An 18,777-nucleotide genomic window follows, 5' to 3' on the forward strand; every position below is an offset into this window, starting at 1 on the left:
ATATGAAAATACTTCACACAGCAGATCTTCATTTAAAAGAATATGGAGATGAACGTTGGAAAACACTTCAAAAATTGATTGATATTGCAAAGAAAGAAAAAGTTGATCTTTTCGTAATATGTGGAGATCTCTTTGATAAAGAGTTTAAAGCTGAGCTTTTGCGATCTAAGATAAGAGAAATTTTTTCAGATAATAATTTTAAAATTCTATTACTTCCAGGAAATCACGATAAAGAAGCGTATGAAAGTGGTTTTTATTTTGGAGAAGATGTAATCCTTTTAAATAATCTCAATGAACCTTTTGAATACAAAAATGTAGTAATATGGGGATTGCCCTTTGAACCTATAGAAGGGGAAAAAGTTTTGGCTAAGCTTAATTCATTAACTAATAAATTAGCTTCAAATAAGATCAACATTTTGCTTTATCATGGAGAGTTACTGGATGCATCTTTTTCAAGAAAAGATTTTGGAAAAGAAGGAGAAGAAAGATATATGCCAGTAAAACTTTCTTATTTTAATGAATTAAATATTAAATATGTACTTGCTGGGCATTTTCATTCAAGATTTGAAGTTTGGCAATTAGAAAATGGAGGGTATTTTATTTATCCAGGTTCTCCTATTTCAATAACAAAAAAAGAAATTGGAAGAAGAAAGGTTAATCTTTTTGAAATTGGGGAATCACCTAAGGAATACTCTCTTGATACACCCCATTTTGAAGAAATAACTATAAAACTTGATCCATTTTTAGAAAGGGACCCTTTAGAAATAATAAACGAAAGCCTTGTAAATGTTCATCATCAGGCAAAAATTATTTTAACCATTAAAGGATACATTAATAGTAGAAAAATTAAAAAAAATGAATTAGAACTCACAGAAGAAATAAAAAGATTTGTTAAGAATAAATATTTAGTTGAAGAACTTAAAATAGAATTTAAAGATCTTTATAAAATTTTTGAAAAAGGCCTTTTTATAAAATTTATAAAAAAGCTTGAAAAGCTTCCTTATGAAGAAGAAAAAAAGAAACAAATGTGTGAAATTTTAATAAGGGCAATGTTAGAGGCAGAATTGTGAAAATAAAAGAATTCTTAATAAATCGCTACGGTCCTTTAAAAATTAAAAAACCAATCTTATTGGATAATTTTAATTTAATTTGGGGAAAAAATGAAGAAGGAAAAACACTTACCATAGAGGCACTTATCAAATTATTGATAGGAGAGGATATTAAAAATTTTGAAAATATAAACAGAATAGAAGAAAAACCAGAAGGATACGTAATTATAAAAGATTCAAATGGTAAAGAAATTAAATTTCCAGAAAAAAAGAAAAAGTCTAATTTACTCCAATTTACCAATTTGACTTCTCAAGAATTTCGTAACATTTTTATAATAAGAAACAGTGACCTCTCAATTTCTAAGGAAAGCGAATTTTATACCAATATAACTGGTAGACTTACAGGTTTAAGAACTAATGAAATTTACAAAATAAAAAATAAGTTGCTTGAAATAGGTAACTTAACACCAAGCGGTGAGTTCAAAGATGATAAACCTGAAAAATTGAAATCAAAATTAAAAGAGGCACGAGAGTTGTTAGAAAAAATCCTGCAATTGGAAAATAAAATTCAAGAAAACAGATTTGATCAATTAGAAAAAGATTTAATAAAGTTAAAAGAGGAGATAGAAAAAATTGATAAAAAACTTGAAATTTTAGAAATTGCAAGGAAAAGAGAAAAATATGAGATTGGGAAAAAAGCACTTGAGAAATTGAAAGAATCTCTTGAAAAATTAAAGGATTTAGAAAATTACAATGATAAGGATTGGGAATTATGGAAAGATTGTGAAAAGGTAATAAAGGAATATATATCTCAAAAAGAGGATGAATTAAAGAAACTTAAAGAAAAAGAGATTGAACAAAAAGAGATAAATGAAGAATTGAATGCAATAGAAAGAGATTTTAGGATTTTTGAAGAAAAAAAGAAGAAAATAAATAGTCAGATCTTACCTGAGCTGATAAATTACCGATACGAAAGTGAAAAAATTGTCCAACAAAAAGTGAAAGATAAATTCTTTACCTATTTAGGAATATTTTCCATAGTTTTATTAGTTATAGCTTTGATTGGAATTGTTTTTAATCCATCATTATTGTTTTATGTTTTGATTTTTAATTTTTTGATTATAGCATTAATTTCAGGATTTTTTAAGTTTCAATTTATTAAAAACAAAGCCCAACTTGCAGAAAAATTCGAAAAAATTAGATTTTCCTTTTTAGAATTGGGTATGGGAGCAGAGAATATAGAGAAAATATTTATTAATCTGAAGAAAATTGAAGAAGATTATAAAAAAATAAGCGAAAAACTTAGAGAATTGGAAATAGAAAAAAGAAAAATTGATGAGGAAATAAAAAATTTGAAAGAAATAAAAATTCTAGAAATAGAGAAAAAGATTCAAAAAGCAAAAGAAAATATTGAAGAAATAAAAAAGAGATCAAAGGATGAGACTTTAGAAAAATATCAAGAAAAACTTAAATTGAAAAAAGAGCTTGAAAATTTTATAGGAGAAGAAAAAAGTATATTGAGGACTCATTTTGGAGAAAAGTTTAAGAAATTAGAAGATAATATTGTATATTGGGAAGAGGAAATAAAAAAACTTGAAAAATATGCAGATAAAGAAGTAAGTGTAAAATACAATGAAACTGAGGAAGAAGCTTTAAAAAACAAAAAAAGAGAGCTTGAAGAAAAAGCGAAAGAATTGATTAATAAATTAGAAAATTTTAAAGAAAAAATGAAAGAAATAGAGAAAGAAGTTAATAAAGTTTTAAATTTTGATGAATATTTGTATTGCAATACTTTAGTAGACTTAAAAAAGCTTAAAGAAAGGTTAAAAGAATTTGTAGAAGATAATGAAAATAGACGAGCTATTGTGTTAGAAGTTAAAAAAATTCTTGAAGAAATAGAAAATGAAGAAATTCAAAAAATTTCTGAACTTTTTGGAAGAGATAGTGATATATCTAAATATTTTGCTGAGATTACAGAAGGAAAGTATGAAGAGGTCATTTTTGATGAAGAAACAAAAAAAATTAAGGTTAAGCTTAAGGAAGGCACTTTATTGGAGCCTGAAAAATTATCAGGTGGTGCTTATGATCAGTTATATTTTTCTATTCGTCTTGCTCTTGGGGAAAAGCTTTTAAAAGAAAATAAAGGTTTTTTTATTTTGGATGATCCTTTTATAAAGTCTGATCCATATAGATTAAGAAAACAAATTGAAATGTTAAAGAAGATTTCCAAATTGGGATGGCAAATCATTTATTTTTCTGCAAAAGGAGAAGTAAAGGAAATTTTAGATGAAGAAATTAAAAAGGGAACTATCAAATATATTGAAATTCAGGAAGTATTAGCTCAGCTTTAAAGTCTTCTCAACTTAACTTGTATATAAATTTTATCTTGGTAAATTTTTATCTAAGATATAGCTAAAAATAAAGAGGGATAAAGATGAACAAAGAATTAATTGAAGTTTTATTAGAAATGGGATGGATTAAAAAAGCACTTAAAGGAACAAGTTTTTTAGAAGAGTCTGAAAGAATTGAGATGTTAGAAAAAATATTTAATAAGTGTGTCGAAGATGGGTTACTTTATAAAGCTAAAATGATATTAGAAATGCTTCCAGATTCAAAAAAGAAAGAAGGTTTAGAAAAAATATGCGAAAGATGTATAGGAATGGGATTAATTGATGAGGCAGAAAGATTAGCAAATATGCTTCATAAGGAGTTAACTGTAGAAGATTTAGAAAGAATGTTGATAAAATGTATTGAGGAAGGATGGATTCCTAAGGTTAGAAGAATAATAGAACTTCTTCCAGAATTTAAAAGAATAGAATTATTGGAAAGGATTTTGACCCAGCAGGAATGGATTGAAAAAATAGTTAGAAAAAGTGTTGAAGAGGCTTGGGCTTCTGAATTAAAAGAAATTGCAGAACTTCTTCCTGAGGATAAAAAAAGGAATTGGTTGGAAAAAATTTTATTAACAACCGAATGGTTAGAAAAGGCATTAGCGAAATGTTTTGAAGGGGATTCTATTCCAAAAATAAGAAAAGTTGTAGAACTTCTTCCAGAACCTAATAGAACAGAAGGTTTGGAGAAAATACTTATAAGGTGTATTAATAAGGGATGGATTTTGCAAGCGAAACAAACTGCTCAACTTCTTCCAGAGCCTAATAGAACAAAAGGTTTAGAGATGATATTAGAAAAATGTATTGATGAGGGGTGGATTTGTAAAGCAAAAGAAATAGCTGAAATGTTCCCAGAACCTGAAAGGACTAATAAATTAGAGAAAATTTTGGAAAAATGTGTTAAAGAGGGATGGATTTTTGAAGCAGAAGAAATGTCAAAATTACTTCAAAGAGGACTCTCTATAGAGGAATTAGAAAATATGTTAAAAAAATGTGTAGAAAATGGATGGATTGATGAAGCAGAAAGGGTAGCAAAATTAATGGGAAGAAAGTTAACAATAGAGGAATTAGAAAAAATATTAATAAGGTGTGTGGAGGGAGGATGGATTTATAAAGCTAAAAGAATAATAGCCTATTTTTTGGAATTAAAAAGAATTGAGGGATTGGAAAAGGTTTTGGTAAAGTGTGCTGAAAACGGATGGATTTTTGAAGTTAAGAGAATAATTGATGTTTTACCGGAACCTAAAAAAATTGAAGGATTAGAAAAAGCTTTAATTTCTTGCTTAAAAACACAAGAAGGTTTTGTTCAAGCTAAAGAAATTGCCAAACTTTTTCCAGAACCATTAAAAACTCAATATCTTGAAACACTGAAAGAAACAGAATAGATAAATTTTAAAATTATTTTTGGGCTTTTTCTTTAAGTTGAAACCAGTCTTTATTTGCAAGAACAACAGAAGTCTGAATTTGTGACAGATCATATTTAAATCCCTTTAATTTGAATTATAATTTATTTTATGATAAAAATTCCAAAGGTAAAGGTAATTTCTTTTGATGTAGATGGAACTCTTGTGCCAACTGGATTTGTTGATGCAGTATGGCTCGAAGGTATACCCTCTCTTTATGCTCAAAAACATAAAATAAGTTTTGATGAGGCTTATCAAATAGTAACTCAAGCTTATAATGAAGTAGGAGATCATAGAATAGAATGGTATTATCTGGATTACTGGATAAAACGATTTGATCTTGATACAACAAAAGAAGAATTGTTTAATAAATATAAACACAAGGTAAAAATTTATGAAGATGTTGAGCCAATTATAAAATTACTTAAAAAATACTATAAAATTATAATTTGTTCTAACGCAGAAAAAGATTTTATTTTATTTCAATTAAAGCCTATTTTACATCATTTTCATCATATATTTTCTGCAACATCAGATTTTAAAGAGGTGAAAAAATCGAAAGAATTTTATGGAAAGATCTGCGAACTTCTTAAAGTTAAACCTGAAGAAGTTATTCATATAGGGGATCACCTGATTTTTGATTATTTAAATCCGAAAGAGATCGGTATAAATGCGTTTTTAATGAATAGGAATCAACATAAAGTTGAATTGAGAATACCTGTAATGAATAATTTAGAAGAAATTTTAAAGTTCCTAAATTATTAATTATTTTTTATACCATTTCAATTCCCATTCCATAATACATTTAATTTTTCCATCAGCTTCTTCTTTTTCTTTGTATTCAATTTCAACTTCCACATCACTGGGAGCTTCAATTTTTAAGTCACCGATACTCATATATCCACTTTTCATATCCATTGAAATTTGGTTCAATAAAGCTGATAAAGAATCCCGATCAAAATAAAGCTTAATTTCCTTTTTCATTTCTCCCATTTTTATCCTCCTCCTTTAGGTTTTTATTTATATATCATCAATTTAAAATCCGAAAAGAAGAATTAAAATAAATTGTATGGATTTTAAATTAGATATAGACAAAATATTAAATTCTCTATCTCATTATTTACATGGAAAAGCTAAGGCCTTAAAGCTTTCTATTATTGCTCTTTTGGCAGATGGACACCTTCTTATTGAAGATCTTCCTGGTATAGGTAAAACAACCCTTGCTATTGCTCTTGCAAGATGCTTTGGGCTTGATTTTGCAAGAATTCAAGCAACTTCTGACCTTCTTCCTTCTGATATTACAGGGATATCTATTTATAATAAAAATACTGGAGAATTTGAATTTCATAAAGGACCGATTTTTAATAATATTGTTCTTGTAGATGAAATAAATAGAGCTACTCCAAAAACACAAAGTGCCCTTTTGGAAGCTATGGGAGAAAAACAAGTTACAGTAGAAGGAAGAACCTATAAACTTCCTCAGCCCTTTTTTGTTATTGCTACTCAAAATCCGATAGAGCTTTATGGAACTTTTCCTCTTCCTGAAGCTCAGCTTGATAGATTTATTATGAAAATATCTATAGGATATCCTCCCAGATTTGCAGAAAAGGAAATTTTAAAAGGGGGAAGTAAAAGAGAAGAGCTACATGAGATTAAACCTTTTCTTTCTAAGGAGGAACTTATTTCTATACAAAAAGAAGTAAAAGAGGTTTATCTCTCTGATAAAATTATTGATTACATTTTGGATATTATTGAGGCAACAAGAAAGAATGAGTATCTTTATGCAGGGCTTTCTACAAGAGGTGCACTTGCAATAGTTGCTACTGCTAAAGCAAATGCTTATCTTAATAAAAGAGATTATGTAATTCCAGAAGATATAAAAGAACTTGCAGAATTTGTTATAACTCATAGAGTTATATTTAAAGAAGAATACGAAGGAAACAAAAGGGAGATAATAAGATCTTTATTAGAAAGTATAAAAACACCAGTTTAATTAAACTAACTAAAGCAGGTTGGCTGTATATTGTTGTTACCTTAGCTCTTGGGGTTGCTTCTGTAAATACAGGAAATAACCTTCTTTATTTAATTACTTCGGCTTTCCTAAGTTTTATGCTACTTGCAGGGGTTTTTGGAAAAAGAAATGTAGAAGCTTTGGATGTAGAAATATCCTTTCCAGAGGAAATTTATGCTAATAAGGAGGCTTTTATAAATGTAAAAATTATAAATAAGAAAAAATTTTTTCCTGCTTTTTTAATAAGGATATTAATAAAGGATTTTGATATTTCCTATCTATTTCCCTATTTTGAAAGGGAAGCAAATTCTATCTTAAAAATAAAACCTAACAAAAGGGGAATTCAAACTTTTAAGGAAATTTATATTGCCTCTGTTTTTCCCTTTAATTTTTTTATAAGATGGAAAAAAATTAATAAAATCTTTTCTTTTACAGTTTTTCCAGAGCCTAAAATTTGTGAGTTCCTTTTTTACCAAGATAGAAAAAATAAAGGAGAAATGGAAACAAACAAATCAGGCTGGGAAGGAGATCTTTTATCTATTAAAGATTATATAGAAGGAACACCTGTAAAATACATTCACTGGAAGGCAACCGCTAAAACAGACAAGCTGAAAGTAAAAGAATTTTCAGAATTTAAAAACCAACCTATGATAATAGATTTTGAAAAAATAAATCTTCCTGAAAAAGAGCTAAAATTAAGTTGTATAACCTATTTAATACTTGAGATGATGAAAAAGGGAGTACCTATAGGATTAAAAATAAAAGATAAATTTTATAAACCAAGCCTTTCTTATAACCATAAGATAGCTCTTCTTACTGAACTTGCTTTATATGAATAAAGAAGAAAAAATTTATAAAGTAGAAAGCGCGGTTAAAATATTTACTTATTCTACAGGATTTCTTTCTTTTGTTATTCTTTTTGGGAAAATTTCTTTTTCTTTTTATTTCTTTTCTTTCCTTCTCTTTTTAGTATCCATTTATCTGGAATATCAAAAAATTCATATAAAGAGGGCATTTATTAATATATCTGCTATTTTATTGGTAGTCCTTAAGTTTTATGATGTAAGCTTAGAAACAATTCTTTATCGTTCTCTTGAAGTTTTACTTTTTTTACTTTCTCTCAAATTTCTTGAAGAAAAAAAGTTTAGAGATTATATGCAGATTTATCTTATTTCTGTACTTATTCTTGCAGGAAGTACTTTAATTTCCTTTGATATCATTTTCTTAGTTTATTTATTTCTTTATATCCTTATTTTAAACATTTCCATAATCCTTTTGACTTACTCTTCTCAAGATAGAGAAATTAGTTTATCAGAAAAGGTGCTGGTAAAAATATTTTTAAAAACAAGTTTTATACCACTTTTAGCTATACCCTTTACAGCATTCTTTTTCATTATTTTACCGAGAGCAGATTTCCCTATTTTTGGATTATTAGATAAATCCGCTAAGGCTAAAACAGGTTTTTCAGAAAATGTAAGATTGGGAGAAGTATTTGAAATTCAAGAAAATAATAGTGTAATTTTCAGGGCAAAAACAAAAAAATTAAAAGATGAGCTTTTATATTGGAGAGGAATTACTCTTAATTTTTTTGATGGAAAAACTTGGATATCTATTAAACCTAAAAAAATTCAGAATGAAATAATTTTAAAAGGATTACCAGTAGTTCAGGTAATTTATTTAGAGCCTTATGGAGATAGATATTTATTTGGTTTAGATAAACCTTATAGTATTGATTATCAGTATGGCTTTACGAGACCTTCTCAATTAAGCGATTTTACTTTTAATTTGCCTAATCCTATTTTTTCAAGAATAAGATATAAAGTAATCTCAATTTTAACCGAAGTAATTCCTGAAAAAGATATTAATAAAGAAATTTATTTACAAATTCCTCAAAATATTTCTTCAAAAATGCAAAATCTTGCTTTATCTCTTAAAGGTAAAAATGATGAAGAGACTGCAATTAAAATCCTTAAATTTTTAAAATATGGAAATTATAGATACTCTCTTAAAGATCTTCCTATTTCAGCAAATCCTTTAGAGGATTTTTTGTTTAAATATAAATATGGTAATTGTGAATATTTTGCCTCTTCTATGGCTATTTTATTAAGATTAAATGGCATACCAGCAAGACTTATTGCCGGATATAAAGGCGGTATTTATAATGAAATAGGTGGATATTATTTGGTTAGAGAAAGCGATGCACATGTATGGGTTGAAGCCTTTATAAAAGACAAAGGTTGGGTAAGATATGATCCTACTCCGTCCTTAAGTGCTCCCTTAAAAGAAAAGAATACCTTTTCTAAACTCAGGCTTATATTGGAAACTATCAATTATTATTACATAAATTTTGTCTTAAATTACGATTTTAAAAAGCAAGTAGCTCTGCTTAGAAGTATCTCAAACCTTACTAAAATACCAAAGCCTGAAATTAATAAAAAACTCTTACTTTTATTTTTAGGTTTTATTTTGATAACAGGTTTTGTAGGATTTATTTTAGCTAAAAATTTAAGGTTTTTTAAAAAACTAAAAGATGAAGAAAAATTAATTAGAGAGTTTTTAAAAATTTTAGAAACTAAGGGCTATAAAAAAAATGAAACAGAGGGTCTTGAGGAATTTGTTTTAAAGATAAAAGAGGATAAAATGAAAGCTTATGCCTTAAATTTTGTTAAAATCTTTGAGGAAAGCTATTATAAGGATAAGCCTTTTAATAAAGAAAAACTTAATAAATTAAGAAAGATTCTCAATGAGATAAAAAATTCCTCTTAAAAATTTTATTCATTCTTTTTTTCTTTGAAATATTCTGAAGAGGGGAGTAAGGGTTCTCCTTTTAATTTCTTTTCTCCAATTTCTTTTACAGTTTTTTCAATAAGAAGAAATCTTTCAGGGGAGCTAGGATGGGTGGCAAGGAAAACATCACTTATTGCACTGGGGAATTCTACTGCCATACGTCTCCAAATATCTACAGCATTATCTATATTATATCCTCCTCTTGCAGCAATATAAGTTCCTACATAATCTGCTTCTTTTTCAAATTCTTTAGAATAAACAAGAGCTCCCAATTGTTGAAATGTTCCTTGTGTATCAACTCCTGTGGTTACTGCAATTAAAATATCTATAAGAGAGCCTAAAATAACATTTCCCATTTTTTTAGTAATATGTCCCATAACATGATGAGCAAGCTCATGACCTAATACTAAAGCAAGTTCTTCATCTGATTGAATAAATCTCATTAATCCAGTAGTAACATAAACTTTTCCTTCTGGTGCAGCCCAAGCATTTATAGATTCATGAAAAACAAGTTCAACCTCATAATCACAACCCTCGACAGAATCCATATTTAGCTCAATTGTTTCTCCATTTCTTTCTATAAGTAATTTTAAATTTTTAGAATTTTTCATAATTTCTTTTGCAGATCGAATATCTTTTATCTCTTTATCATTTATTTTTAAAATCTTGTCATTTACTTTTAAACCAGCTTTGAAAGCAGGAGAATTTTGATGTACATACCATACAGTTGGTTTGTCATTTAAAACAAATTTTTCTGTTAATATTTTTATATCTTCCTCTTTATACATTTCTTTGTTATGTATTTCAAATCCATAAACCGGTCTTACAGTTTTTTTACAAAGCGGAGCTGATCCAGTTATAAGATTATACCAGATATTATTAAGTCTTTCTTTTCTTTCAAAATAAGTAAAAAGGGCTATTTTTCTTTGCTTAAGTCTTTCTGCTTCTATTACTTCTTTTGGAATTTGTGGAATTTCTTTTATAGAAGGTGCACATCCAGAAATTAAGATTGTTAGAATAAAAATAATTAAATTAATTATCTTTATTTTTTTTCTCATCTTTTGTGAGGAACAAATCCATATTTAGCATAAATTTCTTGGGCTTCCGAAGATTTAATAAATTCTAAAAATTTTTTAGCATTTTCTGGATGAGGGGCATTATTAAGAATAGTAATGTAGTAATTTACCTTATCTCTTTGATCAAATTCTTCTCCAACCTCAACCATATCAACGGGTAATCCTTGATTTTTAGCATATATTACTTCAGTTGCCCAAACTGGACCTACATCAGCAGTATCTTTAACAATTCTTAAAGGTGTTTCTCTATGATGAACCAAAGTAAAAATAGTTGTTCCTTCAGCTCTTTTTTCTTCCATAATTCTATGAACAAACTCTTCCCCACCAGCTTTTTTATACATTTCTATAATATAACGGGTTATATCCTCGAGAGGACCAGGTTGAGAAATTCTCACCTCATCTCTGGCAAGATCCTTTACATCTTTTATTCCTAATGGATTACCTTTTCGGACCATTAATACAATTCTATTATGAAGATAGACAAAATATTCTTTAATCAATCCCCTTTTTAAAAGTTCTTGCATTGCCTCATTGCTAACTGCAGTATAAATATCAGGAGTAACTCTTATTTCCATATTTCCAAAACGGGCTCCTCCAGCAAGAATTTGTCTAAGCTCAAGTCCAGGTGGAAGAGTTTCATAAAAAATCTTTTTTATCTCAGGATATCTTTTTTGAAAAGCTGAAAGAAGTTCTTCCATCACCATAAATTGATTACCTGCCATAAATAAAATAAGATCTGCATCATTAAGATACTCTAAATTATGCAAATCCTCTCTATAATTTATAGGAATTTCAGGAAGTTCTGAACTCATTTTTATGTCCTCTTTAAATAATTTTTAAAATTAATCTTTTTAATTGTCAAGTTTTTTAAAAAATCAAAAAATTGACAAGGAATTAAAGATATAGTAATTTAAATAATAAATGCAAGTTCGTCCTGTTGCTGAGCCTGTCAAGGCAAATCTTTCAAATATAGCAGTTGTTCTTGTCAATCCTATTTATAGTGAAAATATTGGTTCTACTGCAAGAGCTTGTGCAAACTTTGGGATTTCTGATCTTATTCTTGTTAACCCAGAACCTTTAGAAGAAGAAAAAATGAAGGCTATGGCAACAAAATCAGGCATTCCTATTTTAGAAAAAATGAAAATTTTTAATGATCTTCCAACTGCTTTAAAAAATTTTAATTATGTGATTGGAACTACAGCAAGACTTGGAAAACATAGATTAGTTTATCACACTCCAAAGGAGATAGCTCCTTATATATGTGAACTTTCAATAAATAACAAAATCGCTCTCCTTTTTGGAAATGAAAGATTTGGTCTTTCTAATGAAGAATTATCTTATTGTGATGATGTTATTACTATACCTACTACAGAAAAGGCATCTTTAAATGTTTCTCAAGCAGTAGTTATAATTCTTTATGAAATTTTTCAAGCTGCAAGTATTCCAAAAATCCCTAAACCACAACTCGCAACTTTTGAAGAATTAAATATTATGTATGCTATAATTGAAAAAACATTGGAGTCCATAGATTACATACCTCATAATAATAAAATTTTATGGTTTACCAATATAAAAAGATTTCTTTCAAGACTTGAGCTTACTTCAAGAGAAGTGAAAATTATACAAGGATTTTGTAGAAAGCTTCTTTGGGCATTAGGTAAAAAACTTAATCTTTCTTTTCCAAAAGAGCAACCACTTCAAAATGATAGGTCTGAGGAAACATATCAAAAAGACAAAGTTTAATAAGTTGATAATTAAGATTTTTTAAAATTAACAAGTCTCTTACTAAAGTTGGAGCATCACAAGAAATATATATAATATATTTTTTAGCAACCTCAGGAAGTAGTCTCATCAATTCTTTACATCCTCCTCTTGGGGGATCAAGAAGTACCAAATCAAATTCTTCTCCCTCTTTTACAGCGGAATAGAGTGCTTCTATAGCACTCATATTTCTTAAATCAAGTCTTCCATTTAGCTTTGCTTTTTCAGCTGTATAAAGACCATCTTCTATTGCTCTCAAATCTGTATCAACTCCTAAAAGTTTTTTAGCTTCTCTTTTTAATACAAAAGGAAAAAGGAAATTTCCCATTCCTGCATGAAGATCAAGTACTTTTTCAAAGGAAAGATCCCAAGACCTTAAAGTTTCCATAATAGCACAATTAATTTCCCAATTTGCTTGAACAAAAACCCCAGGTTGAACATAATAAAGGATCTCATCTATATTTTTGAACACCCTTCTTCCACCGTAAGAACTATCTTCTGGAAAAGGTCCGTCAGGACGTCTTCCTTTCATCCAATAAAAAATTGCTTTTAATTCTTTTATTTTTAACATTCCTTCTAAATCTTCTTTCTGGGGTTTTAGTATGGTCCAAAAAATTAAAGTAACTTTATTTTCCTCTGGGGAAGTTTCAATTTTTACTCTTTTGCTATAATAAGAAAGCTTTATCCAAGAAGGAGTTTCATAAAGCTGAGAAAGAACTTTGTTAAGTATTTCTTCACCTAATAAACATTTTTCAATTTTTAAAACCTCATGAGTTTTTCTTTTCACAAATCCCATTTTAAAATTTTCATTTTCCACATGAAATCTTAAACGGTTTCTATAATAAAATTCCTTAGAAGAAGGAACAACCCTTTCTAAAGGTATTTCTTCTTTCCAACCGAGTCTTTTAAAGACATCAAAAAGCATTTCTTTTTTTATTTCAATTTGGAGAGGATAAATAACGTGCTGAAGTTGACAACCTCCACAAGTTCCATAATAAATACAAGGTGCCTCTCTTCTATAAGGAGAAGCTTCCAAAATCTTTTCTACCTCAGCTTCTACATAATCTCCATAATCTTTTTTTATTCTTATTTGTAAAATTTCTTCAGGTAGAACATAAGGAATAAAAACTATTTTACCATTTGGAAGACGGGCAAGTCCATTTCCACCAAAAATAATCTTTTCAACCTTTACGATCCTTTGCATAGCTTTTAAAATATAATTTTAGTTAAATTTTTGCCAAGTAATAGATTTTTTCTTTATTCTCTTGAATTTTTCATTCCTGTTAATTAAAATTAAATTATAAATACTTAATTTTCATTTAAATATCAAAAGAGGTCTAATTTATGAAATATGTAGGTCTTGATGTTGGTTCAGGAACAGCAAAAATTGCTGTTCTTGATGAAAATAAAAATATTTTATTTTGGAAATATGAAAGAACGAATGGACAACCCATAGAAACTGCTGAAAGATTTTTATCTTTAGTAGAAAAAGAATTTAATTACGAGCTTTCTGGTATAACTTGTACAGGAACTGCAGGAAAGACTATATCTCAAATACTCGGATGTGCCTTTGTAAATGAAGTAATGGCTCATGCTAAAGCTGCAACTTTTTTCTATCCCCAAGTTAAAACTATCATAGATATAGGTGGAGAAGACTCTAAATTAATCTTTATAACTCATGAAAGGGGAATTCCAGAAATTGAAGATTTTGCCTTAAATACCCTTTGTGCAGCAGGAACAGGCTCTTTCTTAGAGCAACAAGCAGCAAGACTCGGTTATACTATAGAAGAATTTTCTCAAATCGCTTTGAAAGCTAAAAATATTCCAAGAATTGCCGGAAGATGTACAGTTTTTGCTAAATCAGATATGATACATCTTCAACAAGCAGCTGTTCCTGATGAAGAAATAGTAGCAGGATTATGCTATGCAATTATCAGGAACCTTAAAAGTAATCTTGCTAAAGGGAAAGAGGTTTTACCTCCTCTTATATTTCAAGGAGGAGTAGCTGCAAATTTAGGAGTAAGAAAAGCTGTAAAGGAAATTTTTGGACTCAAAGATGAAGAATTAATAATACCGGAACATTATAGAATAATGGGAGCAATTGGAGCAGCTCTTTATGGACTGGAAGGAAAAGCATTTTCTGGGTATAAAGGTTCTGAAATTCTTAGAGCCTATTTAAGAGAAAGAGTCTTTAATCCTCCAAGACATCCTGTTTTGGTTCCTTTCAAATCCTTAGAAATATCCGAGAAATTAGCTGAAAAATATGAAAAAAGAGTTTACATAGAAATACCGCAGGAAGAATTTGAGGTTTATTTAGGAATTGATGTGGGATCCGTTAGTACAAAACTTGTTGCTATCGATGAAAAAGGAAATCTTCTTGCAAAGATATACATGCTTCATCATGGAAAGCCTTTAGAGAGTATAAAGCAAGGACTTCTTGAATTAAGAGAAAAATTACCTCCTAAGGTTAAAGTTAAGGGCGTAGGAACTACTGGTTCAGGAAGATATTTAACTGGTGATTTTGTAGGTGCAGATGTAATAAGAAATGAAATAACAGCTCAGGCTTATGGTGCACTTTTTATTGATCCTGAGGTTGATACTATTTTTGAAATAGGAGGACAAGATTCTAAGTATATTTATCTTGACAAAGGAACTATTTCCAATTTTGCTATGAATAAAGCTTGTGCAGCAGGAACAGGTTCCTTCTTACAAGAACAGGCAGTAAAATTAGGAATACCTATTGAGGAATTTGGTGATATAGCTTTAAAAAGCAATTCTCCTCTTAAACTCGGAGAAAGATGTACTGTTTTTATGCAATCAGATCTTCTCCATTATCAACAACAGGGACTACCTAAGGAAGATCTTATAGCAGGTCTTTGTTACGCTATTGTCTATAACTATTTAAATAAAGTTGTAGAAGATAGGAAGATAGGTAATAAAATCTTTTTCCAAGGAGCTGTTGCCTTTAATAAAGGTGTAGTTGCTGCATTTGAAAAGGTTCTTGGAAAACCAGTTATTGTGCCTCCTCATCATGAAGTTACGGGAGCAATTGGGGCAGCTCTTTTAGCAAAAGAAGAAGTTAAAGGTGAAACCAGGTTTAAAGGATTTGATTTAGTAAAGGTTAAATACCATATTAAAGCTTTTGAATGTAAAGGATGTCCAAATCAATGTGAGATACATCAGGTTAGTATAGAAGGAGGGAAGCCCTATTATTATGGAGGAAGATGTGAAAAATATGAATTGGACTACAGAAAAGCACCTTCCCATATTCCTAACTTGACCTTAGAGAGAGAAGAAAAGCTTTTATCTTATGTTAAACCTGTAGAGAGTGATTTTTCTGAAGGTAAAGTTATAGGGATCCCAAGAATTTTGCAATTTTATGAATGGCTACCTCTTTTTGCTACTTTCTTTCAAGAATTAGGATATAAGGTAATTTTGTCTCCTCCCACATCTAAACAAATTATCAAAAAAGGTTGCGAATTAACACCAGCTGAACCCTGTTTTCCAATAAAAATTGCTATAGGACATTTAAATGCTCTTTTAGAGTTAGGAGTAAAAAACATTTTTTTACCTCAAATAACAGATCTTCCACCTGAACATCCAGCTCTTGAAGTAGGTAAAGTTTGTCCCTATGTACAAAGCGTTCCTTGGATAAGTCCTGCAGCTTTTAAATTTTCAGAATTAAAAGTTAATCTTATTAATCCAGTTCTACACCTTGGGAGGAGAGGTATTGTCTTAAATGAAGAAATTAAAAATTTAGCTAATCTTTTAGGAGAGCCTATTGAAAAAGTTAAAAAAGCTTGGAAATTAGGAGAAGAAGCTCAAAAAGATTTTCATCATTTTCTAAAACAAAGAGGGAAAGAAATTCTTGAAAACTTTAAAGACCAAATAATTTTAGTTATAGTTGGGAGACCTTATAATGCCTTTGATACAGGTGCCAATCTTGGAATCCATTATAAAATAAGAAAATTAGGATTAGTGGGGCTACCCGTAGATATGTTACCTTTAGAAGAAGTAGAGAATCTTTCTTTCTTAGAGGGAATGTATTGGGAATATGGGCAAAGATTTTTACTTGCAGCTCATATAATTAGAAAAACACCCAATTTATTTCCTATATACTTTACCAATTTTTCCTGCGGTCCAGATTCTTTTATTGAACATTTCTTTGAAGATCTTTTGGGTGAAAAACCTTTTATTGAAATAGAAGTTGATGAGCATAGTGCCGAAGCAGGAGTAGTCACAAGACTTGAAGCCTTTGTAGATAGTATCAAGAATAAAGTTAGGTATTTCGATATTCATAAACCCTTTGAGATTTTAAAAGCTTATCCTTCAAATAACAGAACTGTATATATTCCTTACATGTGTGATCATGCTGTAGCTTTTGCTGCAGCTTTTAGAGCCTGTGGAGTAAATGCACAAGTTTTACCAGAACCAGATGAAGAAAGTTTAGAATTGGGAAGAAAATTTACCTCTGGTAAAGAGTGTTATCCTACAATTTTAACTACAGGTGATCTTATAAAACTTATTAATTCTCCTGATTTTAATCCTGAAAAAAGCATTTTCTTTATGCCTGATAGCGGAGGACCTTGCAGATTTGGTCAATACAATAGACTTCATAAAAAAATTCTTAAAGATCTTGGTATAAATATGCCAGTTTATTCTTTACAACAGGATATGAAATTTTATGAAGATTTAGATATTTTGGGAAGGACTTTTATGAAAATTGCTTGGCAAGGTATTGTAGCTGTAGATATTTTAGATAAGCTTTTTAGAGAAACAAGACCCTACGCCCTAAATAAAAAAGAAGTTGAAGCACTTTACTGGGAATCTCTTAAAAAAATAGAAAAAACAGTAGAAGAAAAAGGGAATATGATAGAGACACTTTTAGAAATAAAGGAAGCCTTTAAAAATATAAAAGTTAAAGAAGAAAAAAAACCTGTTGTGGGAGTGGTAGGAGAAATTTATGTTAGAAATAATAGATTTGCTAATGAAAATTTATATAGATTTTTAGAAGACCTTGGACTTGAAGTATGGCTTCCTCCTATTACCGAATGGATATATTTTATAAATTATACTTCTAAAAGATGGGCTAAAAAATTGGGATGGTTTAGAACAGTCTTAAGATATATAATAGAATCTCAGTATCTTAAATGGGAAGAAAAGAAATTTATAAATCTTGTCAAAGATGTTCTTAATATGGCAGAAGATTTAGATGTAGAAGAGCTTATGAAATTGACTAAAAAATATGTTCATCCAGAATTTGAAGGAGGGGAAGTTCTTCTTTCAGTAGGAAAAGCTGTAGAATATTTAAGTCATGGAGCATCAGGTATAATAAATGTCATTCCCTTTGCCTGTATGCCAGGAAATGTAGTATCTGCTATTTTAAAAAAAATAAAAGAAGAGGAAGGTATAAGGTTTCCAACTTTAACTGTTCCTTGTGATGGGCAGAAATCCTTAGGAACCAAAATGAGGGTTGAAGCCTTTGTAGAACAGGTTAAAGAATTTTTTAATAGTAAGAAAGCAAAATTTTAAAAAAACTTAAATTAAATTGTATTTTTGCCGTAATATTCTATAATATAGCCGATTTTATAAATTTTTAATAGTTGATTTTTATAAAAAAACAAGTTAAATACAATTAACTTGGAAAAGAAAAAAGATAGTACTTTTAAATTTTTATTTAGTGTTTTAGTTGAAAGTTTTAGTATTGGTATCGCAGTTATTGCCTCTATTATAGCAGGGGCTATTATTGGTTGGTTAATAGATGAAAAGGTATTTAAAGGAAAATATTTTCCTTGGATTACTACCATATTTATTATTTTCGGGGCAATAGGAGGGATAAAAAATCTTATTTGGTATAGTAAAAAGAGATTAAAAGAAGTTTCTAAAGATGAAAAACAAAATAGATCATAAAGTTTTTATTAGAAATTTAGAATTTTCTATTTTTATTTTTTCTATTATCTTTATTTTTCTATCCTTTTTAATCTTAAGAGATTTAAAATATATTTTTTCTTTAATAGCAGGAATTGGGATTGCTTATCTTAATCTTCGATCTACTAAAAAGGATGGTATAAAAATTTTGGAAGGGGTTAAAAATGGACTTTCTCCAGAGAGAGGTATTTTTCTCTATATGAGCAAATTTTATCTTAGACTTTTGGCTACTGGCATTCTTCTTTTCTTCTTTATAAAAATAGTAAAATTAAATCCCATTTTTATATTATTAGGGCTATTTTTAGTATACTTTGAATTGATAATAATAGCCTTAAGAAACTTATATTTTAGAAAATTAGAAATTATTTAGAG

General features: G+C 28.9%; 15 protein-coding genes. 11 read left to right on the plus strand and 4 right to left on the minus strand.

Features of this window, described 5'->3' with window-relative positions; translation table 11 throughout:
- The first annotated feature begins 2 nt into the window (after window positions 1-2).
- From TOPB45_RS04460 to TOPB45_RS04475, 4 genes are all read left to right on the plus strand, one after another.
- The gene (locus TOPB45_RS04460; RefSeq protein WP_013909660.1) at window positions 3-1,070 is read left to right on the plus strand and encodes a metallophosphoesterase family protein; all 1,068 of its coding nucleotides are present in this window, start codon (window positions 3-5) and stop codon (window positions 1,068-1,070) included.
- The gene (locus TOPB45_RS04465) at window positions 1,067-3,400 is read left to right on the plus strand and encodes an ATP-binding protein (protein WP_013909661.1); all 2,334 of its coding nucleotides are present in this window, start codon (window positions 1,067-1,069) and stop codon (window positions 3,398-3,400) included. The genes TOPB45_RS04460 and TOPB45_RS04465 overlap by 4 nt, the downstream gene beginning before the upstream one ends.
- Before the next feature lie 83 nt (window positions 3,401-3,483).
- Complete coding sequence (locus TOPB45_RS04470; protein ID WP_013909662.1) at window positions 3,484-4,824, plus strand: hypothetical protein; 1,341 nt, start codon at window positions 3,484-3,486, stop codon at window positions 4,822-4,824.
- Window positions 4,825-4,953: 129 nt separating this feature from the next.
- Window positions 4,954-5,607 (plus strand): HAD family hydrolase, encoded by a 654-nt coding sequence (locus TOPB45_RS04475; RefSeq protein WP_013909663.1) that lies wholly within the window; start codon window positions 4,954-4,956, stop codon window positions 5,605-5,607.
- Here TOPB45_RS04475 and TOPB45_RS04480 read toward each other — a convergent pair whose 3' ends face one another.
- Complete coding sequence (locus TOPB45_RS04480) at window positions 5,608-5,835, minus strand: hypothetical protein (protein WP_013909664.1); 228 nt, start codon at window positions 5,833-5,835, stop codon at window positions 5,608-5,610.
- Window positions 5,836-5,911: 76 nt separating this feature from the next.
- Between TOPB45_RS04480 and TOPB45_RS04485 the strand changes: the two genes are divergently transcribed.
- The 3 genes from TOPB45_RS04485 to TOPB45_RS04495 all read left to right on the plus strand — a co-directional run bounded on the left by TOPB45_RS04485 (window position 5,912) and on the right by TOPB45_RS04495 (window position 9,619).
- Window positions 5,912-6,835 (plus strand): AAA family ATPase, encoded by a 924-nt coding sequence (locus tag TOPB45_RS04485; RefSeq protein WP_013909665.1) that lies wholly within the window; start codon window positions 5,912-5,914, stop codon window positions 6,833-6,835.
- Between the two features lie 116 nt (window positions 6,836-6,951).
- A complete protein-coding gene (locus TOPB45_RS04490; protein WP_081460676.1) occupies window positions 6,952-7,692 on the plus strand; it encodes a DUF58 domain-containing protein in 741 nt (246 codons plus the stop codon).
- Complete coding sequence (locus TOPB45_RS04495; protein ID WP_013909667.1) at window positions 7,685-9,619, plus strand: transglutaminase family protein; 1,935 nt, start codon at window positions 7,685-7,687, stop codon at window positions 9,617-9,619. Before TOPB45_RS04490 ends, TOPB45_RS04495 begins: the two co-directional genes overlap by 8 nt.
- Window positions 9,620-9,624: 5 nt before the next feature.
- Here the strand turns inward: TOPB45_RS04495 and TOPB45_RS04500 are convergent, their stop codons facing one another.
- On the minus strand, window positions 9,625-10,698 hold the full coding sequence (locus tag TOPB45_RS04500; protein WP_013909668.1) for a M48 family metallopeptidase: 1,074 nt from the start codon (window positions 10,696-10,698) through the stop codon (window positions 9,625-9,627).
- Complete coding sequence (locus tag TOPB45_RS04505) at window positions 10,695-11,528, minus strand: molybdate ABC transporter substrate-binding protein (RefSeq protein WP_013909669.1); 834 nt, start codon at window positions 11,526-11,528, stop codon at window positions 10,695-10,697. Before TOPB45_RS04505 ends, TOPB45_RS04500 begins: the two co-directional genes overlap by 4 nt.
- 109 nt (window positions 11,529-11,637) lie before the next feature.
- On the opposite strand from TOPB45_RS04505, the gene TOPB45_RS04510 reads away from it, so the two are divergent.
- Complete coding sequence (locus tag TOPB45_RS04510; RefSeq protein ID WP_013909670.1) at window positions 11,638-12,459, plus strand: RNA methyltransferase; 822 nt, start codon at window positions 11,638-11,640, stop codon at window positions 12,457-12,459.
- Here the strand turns inward: TOPB45_RS04510 and rlmD are convergent.
- Window positions 12,383-13,681, minus strand: a complete 1,299-nt coding sequence (gene rlmD, locus TOPB45_RS04515; RefSeq protein WP_013909671.1) for a 23S rRNA (uracil(1939)-C(5))-methyltransferase RlmD — start codon at window positions 13,679-13,681, stop codon at window positions 12,383-12,385. The two genes, TOPB45_RS04510 and rlmD, sit on opposite strands and share 77 nt — an antisense overlap.
- 140 nt (window positions 13,682-13,821) lie before the next feature.
- Between rlmD and TOPB45_RS04520 the strand changes: the two genes are divergently transcribed.
- The 3 genes from TOPB45_RS04520 to TOPB45_RS04530 all read left to right on the plus strand — a co-directional run bounded on the left by TOPB45_RS04520 (window position 13,822) and on the right by TOPB45_RS04530 (window position 18,775).
- Window positions 13,822-18,009: an acyl-CoA dehydratase activase gene (locus TOPB45_RS04520; protein ID WP_013909672.1), complete on the plus strand. Its 4,188-nt coding sequence runs from the start codon at window positions 13,822-13,824 to the stop codon at window positions 18,007-18,009.
- Between the two features lie 108 nt (window positions 18,010-18,117).
- Window positions 18,118-18,387, plus strand: coding sequence for an AtpZ/AtpI family protein (locus TOPB45_RS04525; protein ID WP_013909673.1), 270 nt, complete (start codon window positions 18,118-18,120; stop codon window positions 18,385-18,387).
- Window positions 18,365-18,775 (plus strand): ATP synthase subunit I, encoded by a 411-nt coding sequence (locus tag TOPB45_RS04530; protein WP_013909674.1) that lies wholly within the window; start codon window positions 18,365-18,367, stop codon window positions 18,773-18,775. Before TOPB45_RS04525 ends, TOPB45_RS04530 begins: the two co-directional genes overlap by 23 nt.
- The last annotated feature ends 2 nt before the right edge of the window (window positions 18,776-18,777 follow it).

The sequence above is a fragment of the Thermodesulfobacterium geofontis OPF15 genome, assembly GCF_000215975.1.
Lineage (GTDB): Bacteria > Desulfobacterota > Thermodesulfobacteria > Thermodesulfobacteriales > Thermodesulfobacteriaceae > Thermodesulfobacterium > Thermodesulfobacterium geofontis.

Coding starts and splice junctions, on each gene's coding strand:
- TOPB45_RS04460 (WP_013909660.1), top strand. CDS start 3: ATGAAAATACTTCACACAGCAGATCTTCATTTAAAAGAATATGGAGAT.
- TOPB45_RS04495 (WP_013909667.1), top strand. CDS start 7,685: ATGAATAAAGAAGAAAAAATTTATAAAGTAGAAAGCGCGGTTAAAATA.
- TOPB45_RS04475 (WP_013909663.1), top strand. CDS start 4,954: ATGATAAAAATTCCAAAGGTAAAGGTAATTTCTTTTGATGTAGATGGA.
- TOPB45_RS04530 (WP_013909674.1), top strand. CDS start 18,365: ATGAAAAACAAAATAGATCATAAAGTTTTTATTAGAAATTTAGAATTT.
- TOPB45_RS04485 (WP_013909665.1), top strand. CDS start 5,912: ATGGATTTTAAATTAGATATAGACAAAATATTAAATTCTCTATCTCAT.
- TOPB45_RS04480 (WP_013909664.1), bottom strand. CDS start 5,835: ATGGGAGAAATGAAAAAGGAAATTAAGCTTTATTTTGATCGGGATTCT.
- TOPB45_RS04505 (WP_013909669.1), bottom strand. CDS start 11,528: ATGAGTTCAGAACTTCCTGAAATTCCTATAAATTATAGAGAGGATTTG.
- TOPB45_RS04510 (WP_013909670.1), top strand. CDS start 11,638: ATGCAAGTTCGTCCTGTTGCTGAGCCTGTCAAGGCAAATCTTTCAAAT.
- TOPB45_RS04520 (WP_013909672.1), top strand. CDS start 13,822: ATGAAATATGTAGGTCTTGATGTTGGTTCAGGAACAGCAAAAATTGCT.
- TOPB45_RS04500 (WP_013909668.1), bottom strand. CDS start 10,698: ATGAGAAAAAAAATAAAGATAATTAATTTAATTATTTTTATTCTAACA.
- rlmD (WP_013909671.1), bottom strand. CDS start 13,681: ATGCAAAGGATCGTAAAGGTTGAAAAGATTATTTTTGGTGGAAATGGA.
- TOPB45_RS04490 (WP_081460676.1), top strand. CDS start 6,952: ATGCTACTTGCAGGGGTTTTTGGAAAAAGAAATGTAGAAGCTTTGGAT.
- TOPB45_RS04470 (WP_013909662.1), top strand. CDS start 3,484: ATGAACAAAGAATTAATTGAAGTTTTATTAGAAATGGGATGGATTAAA.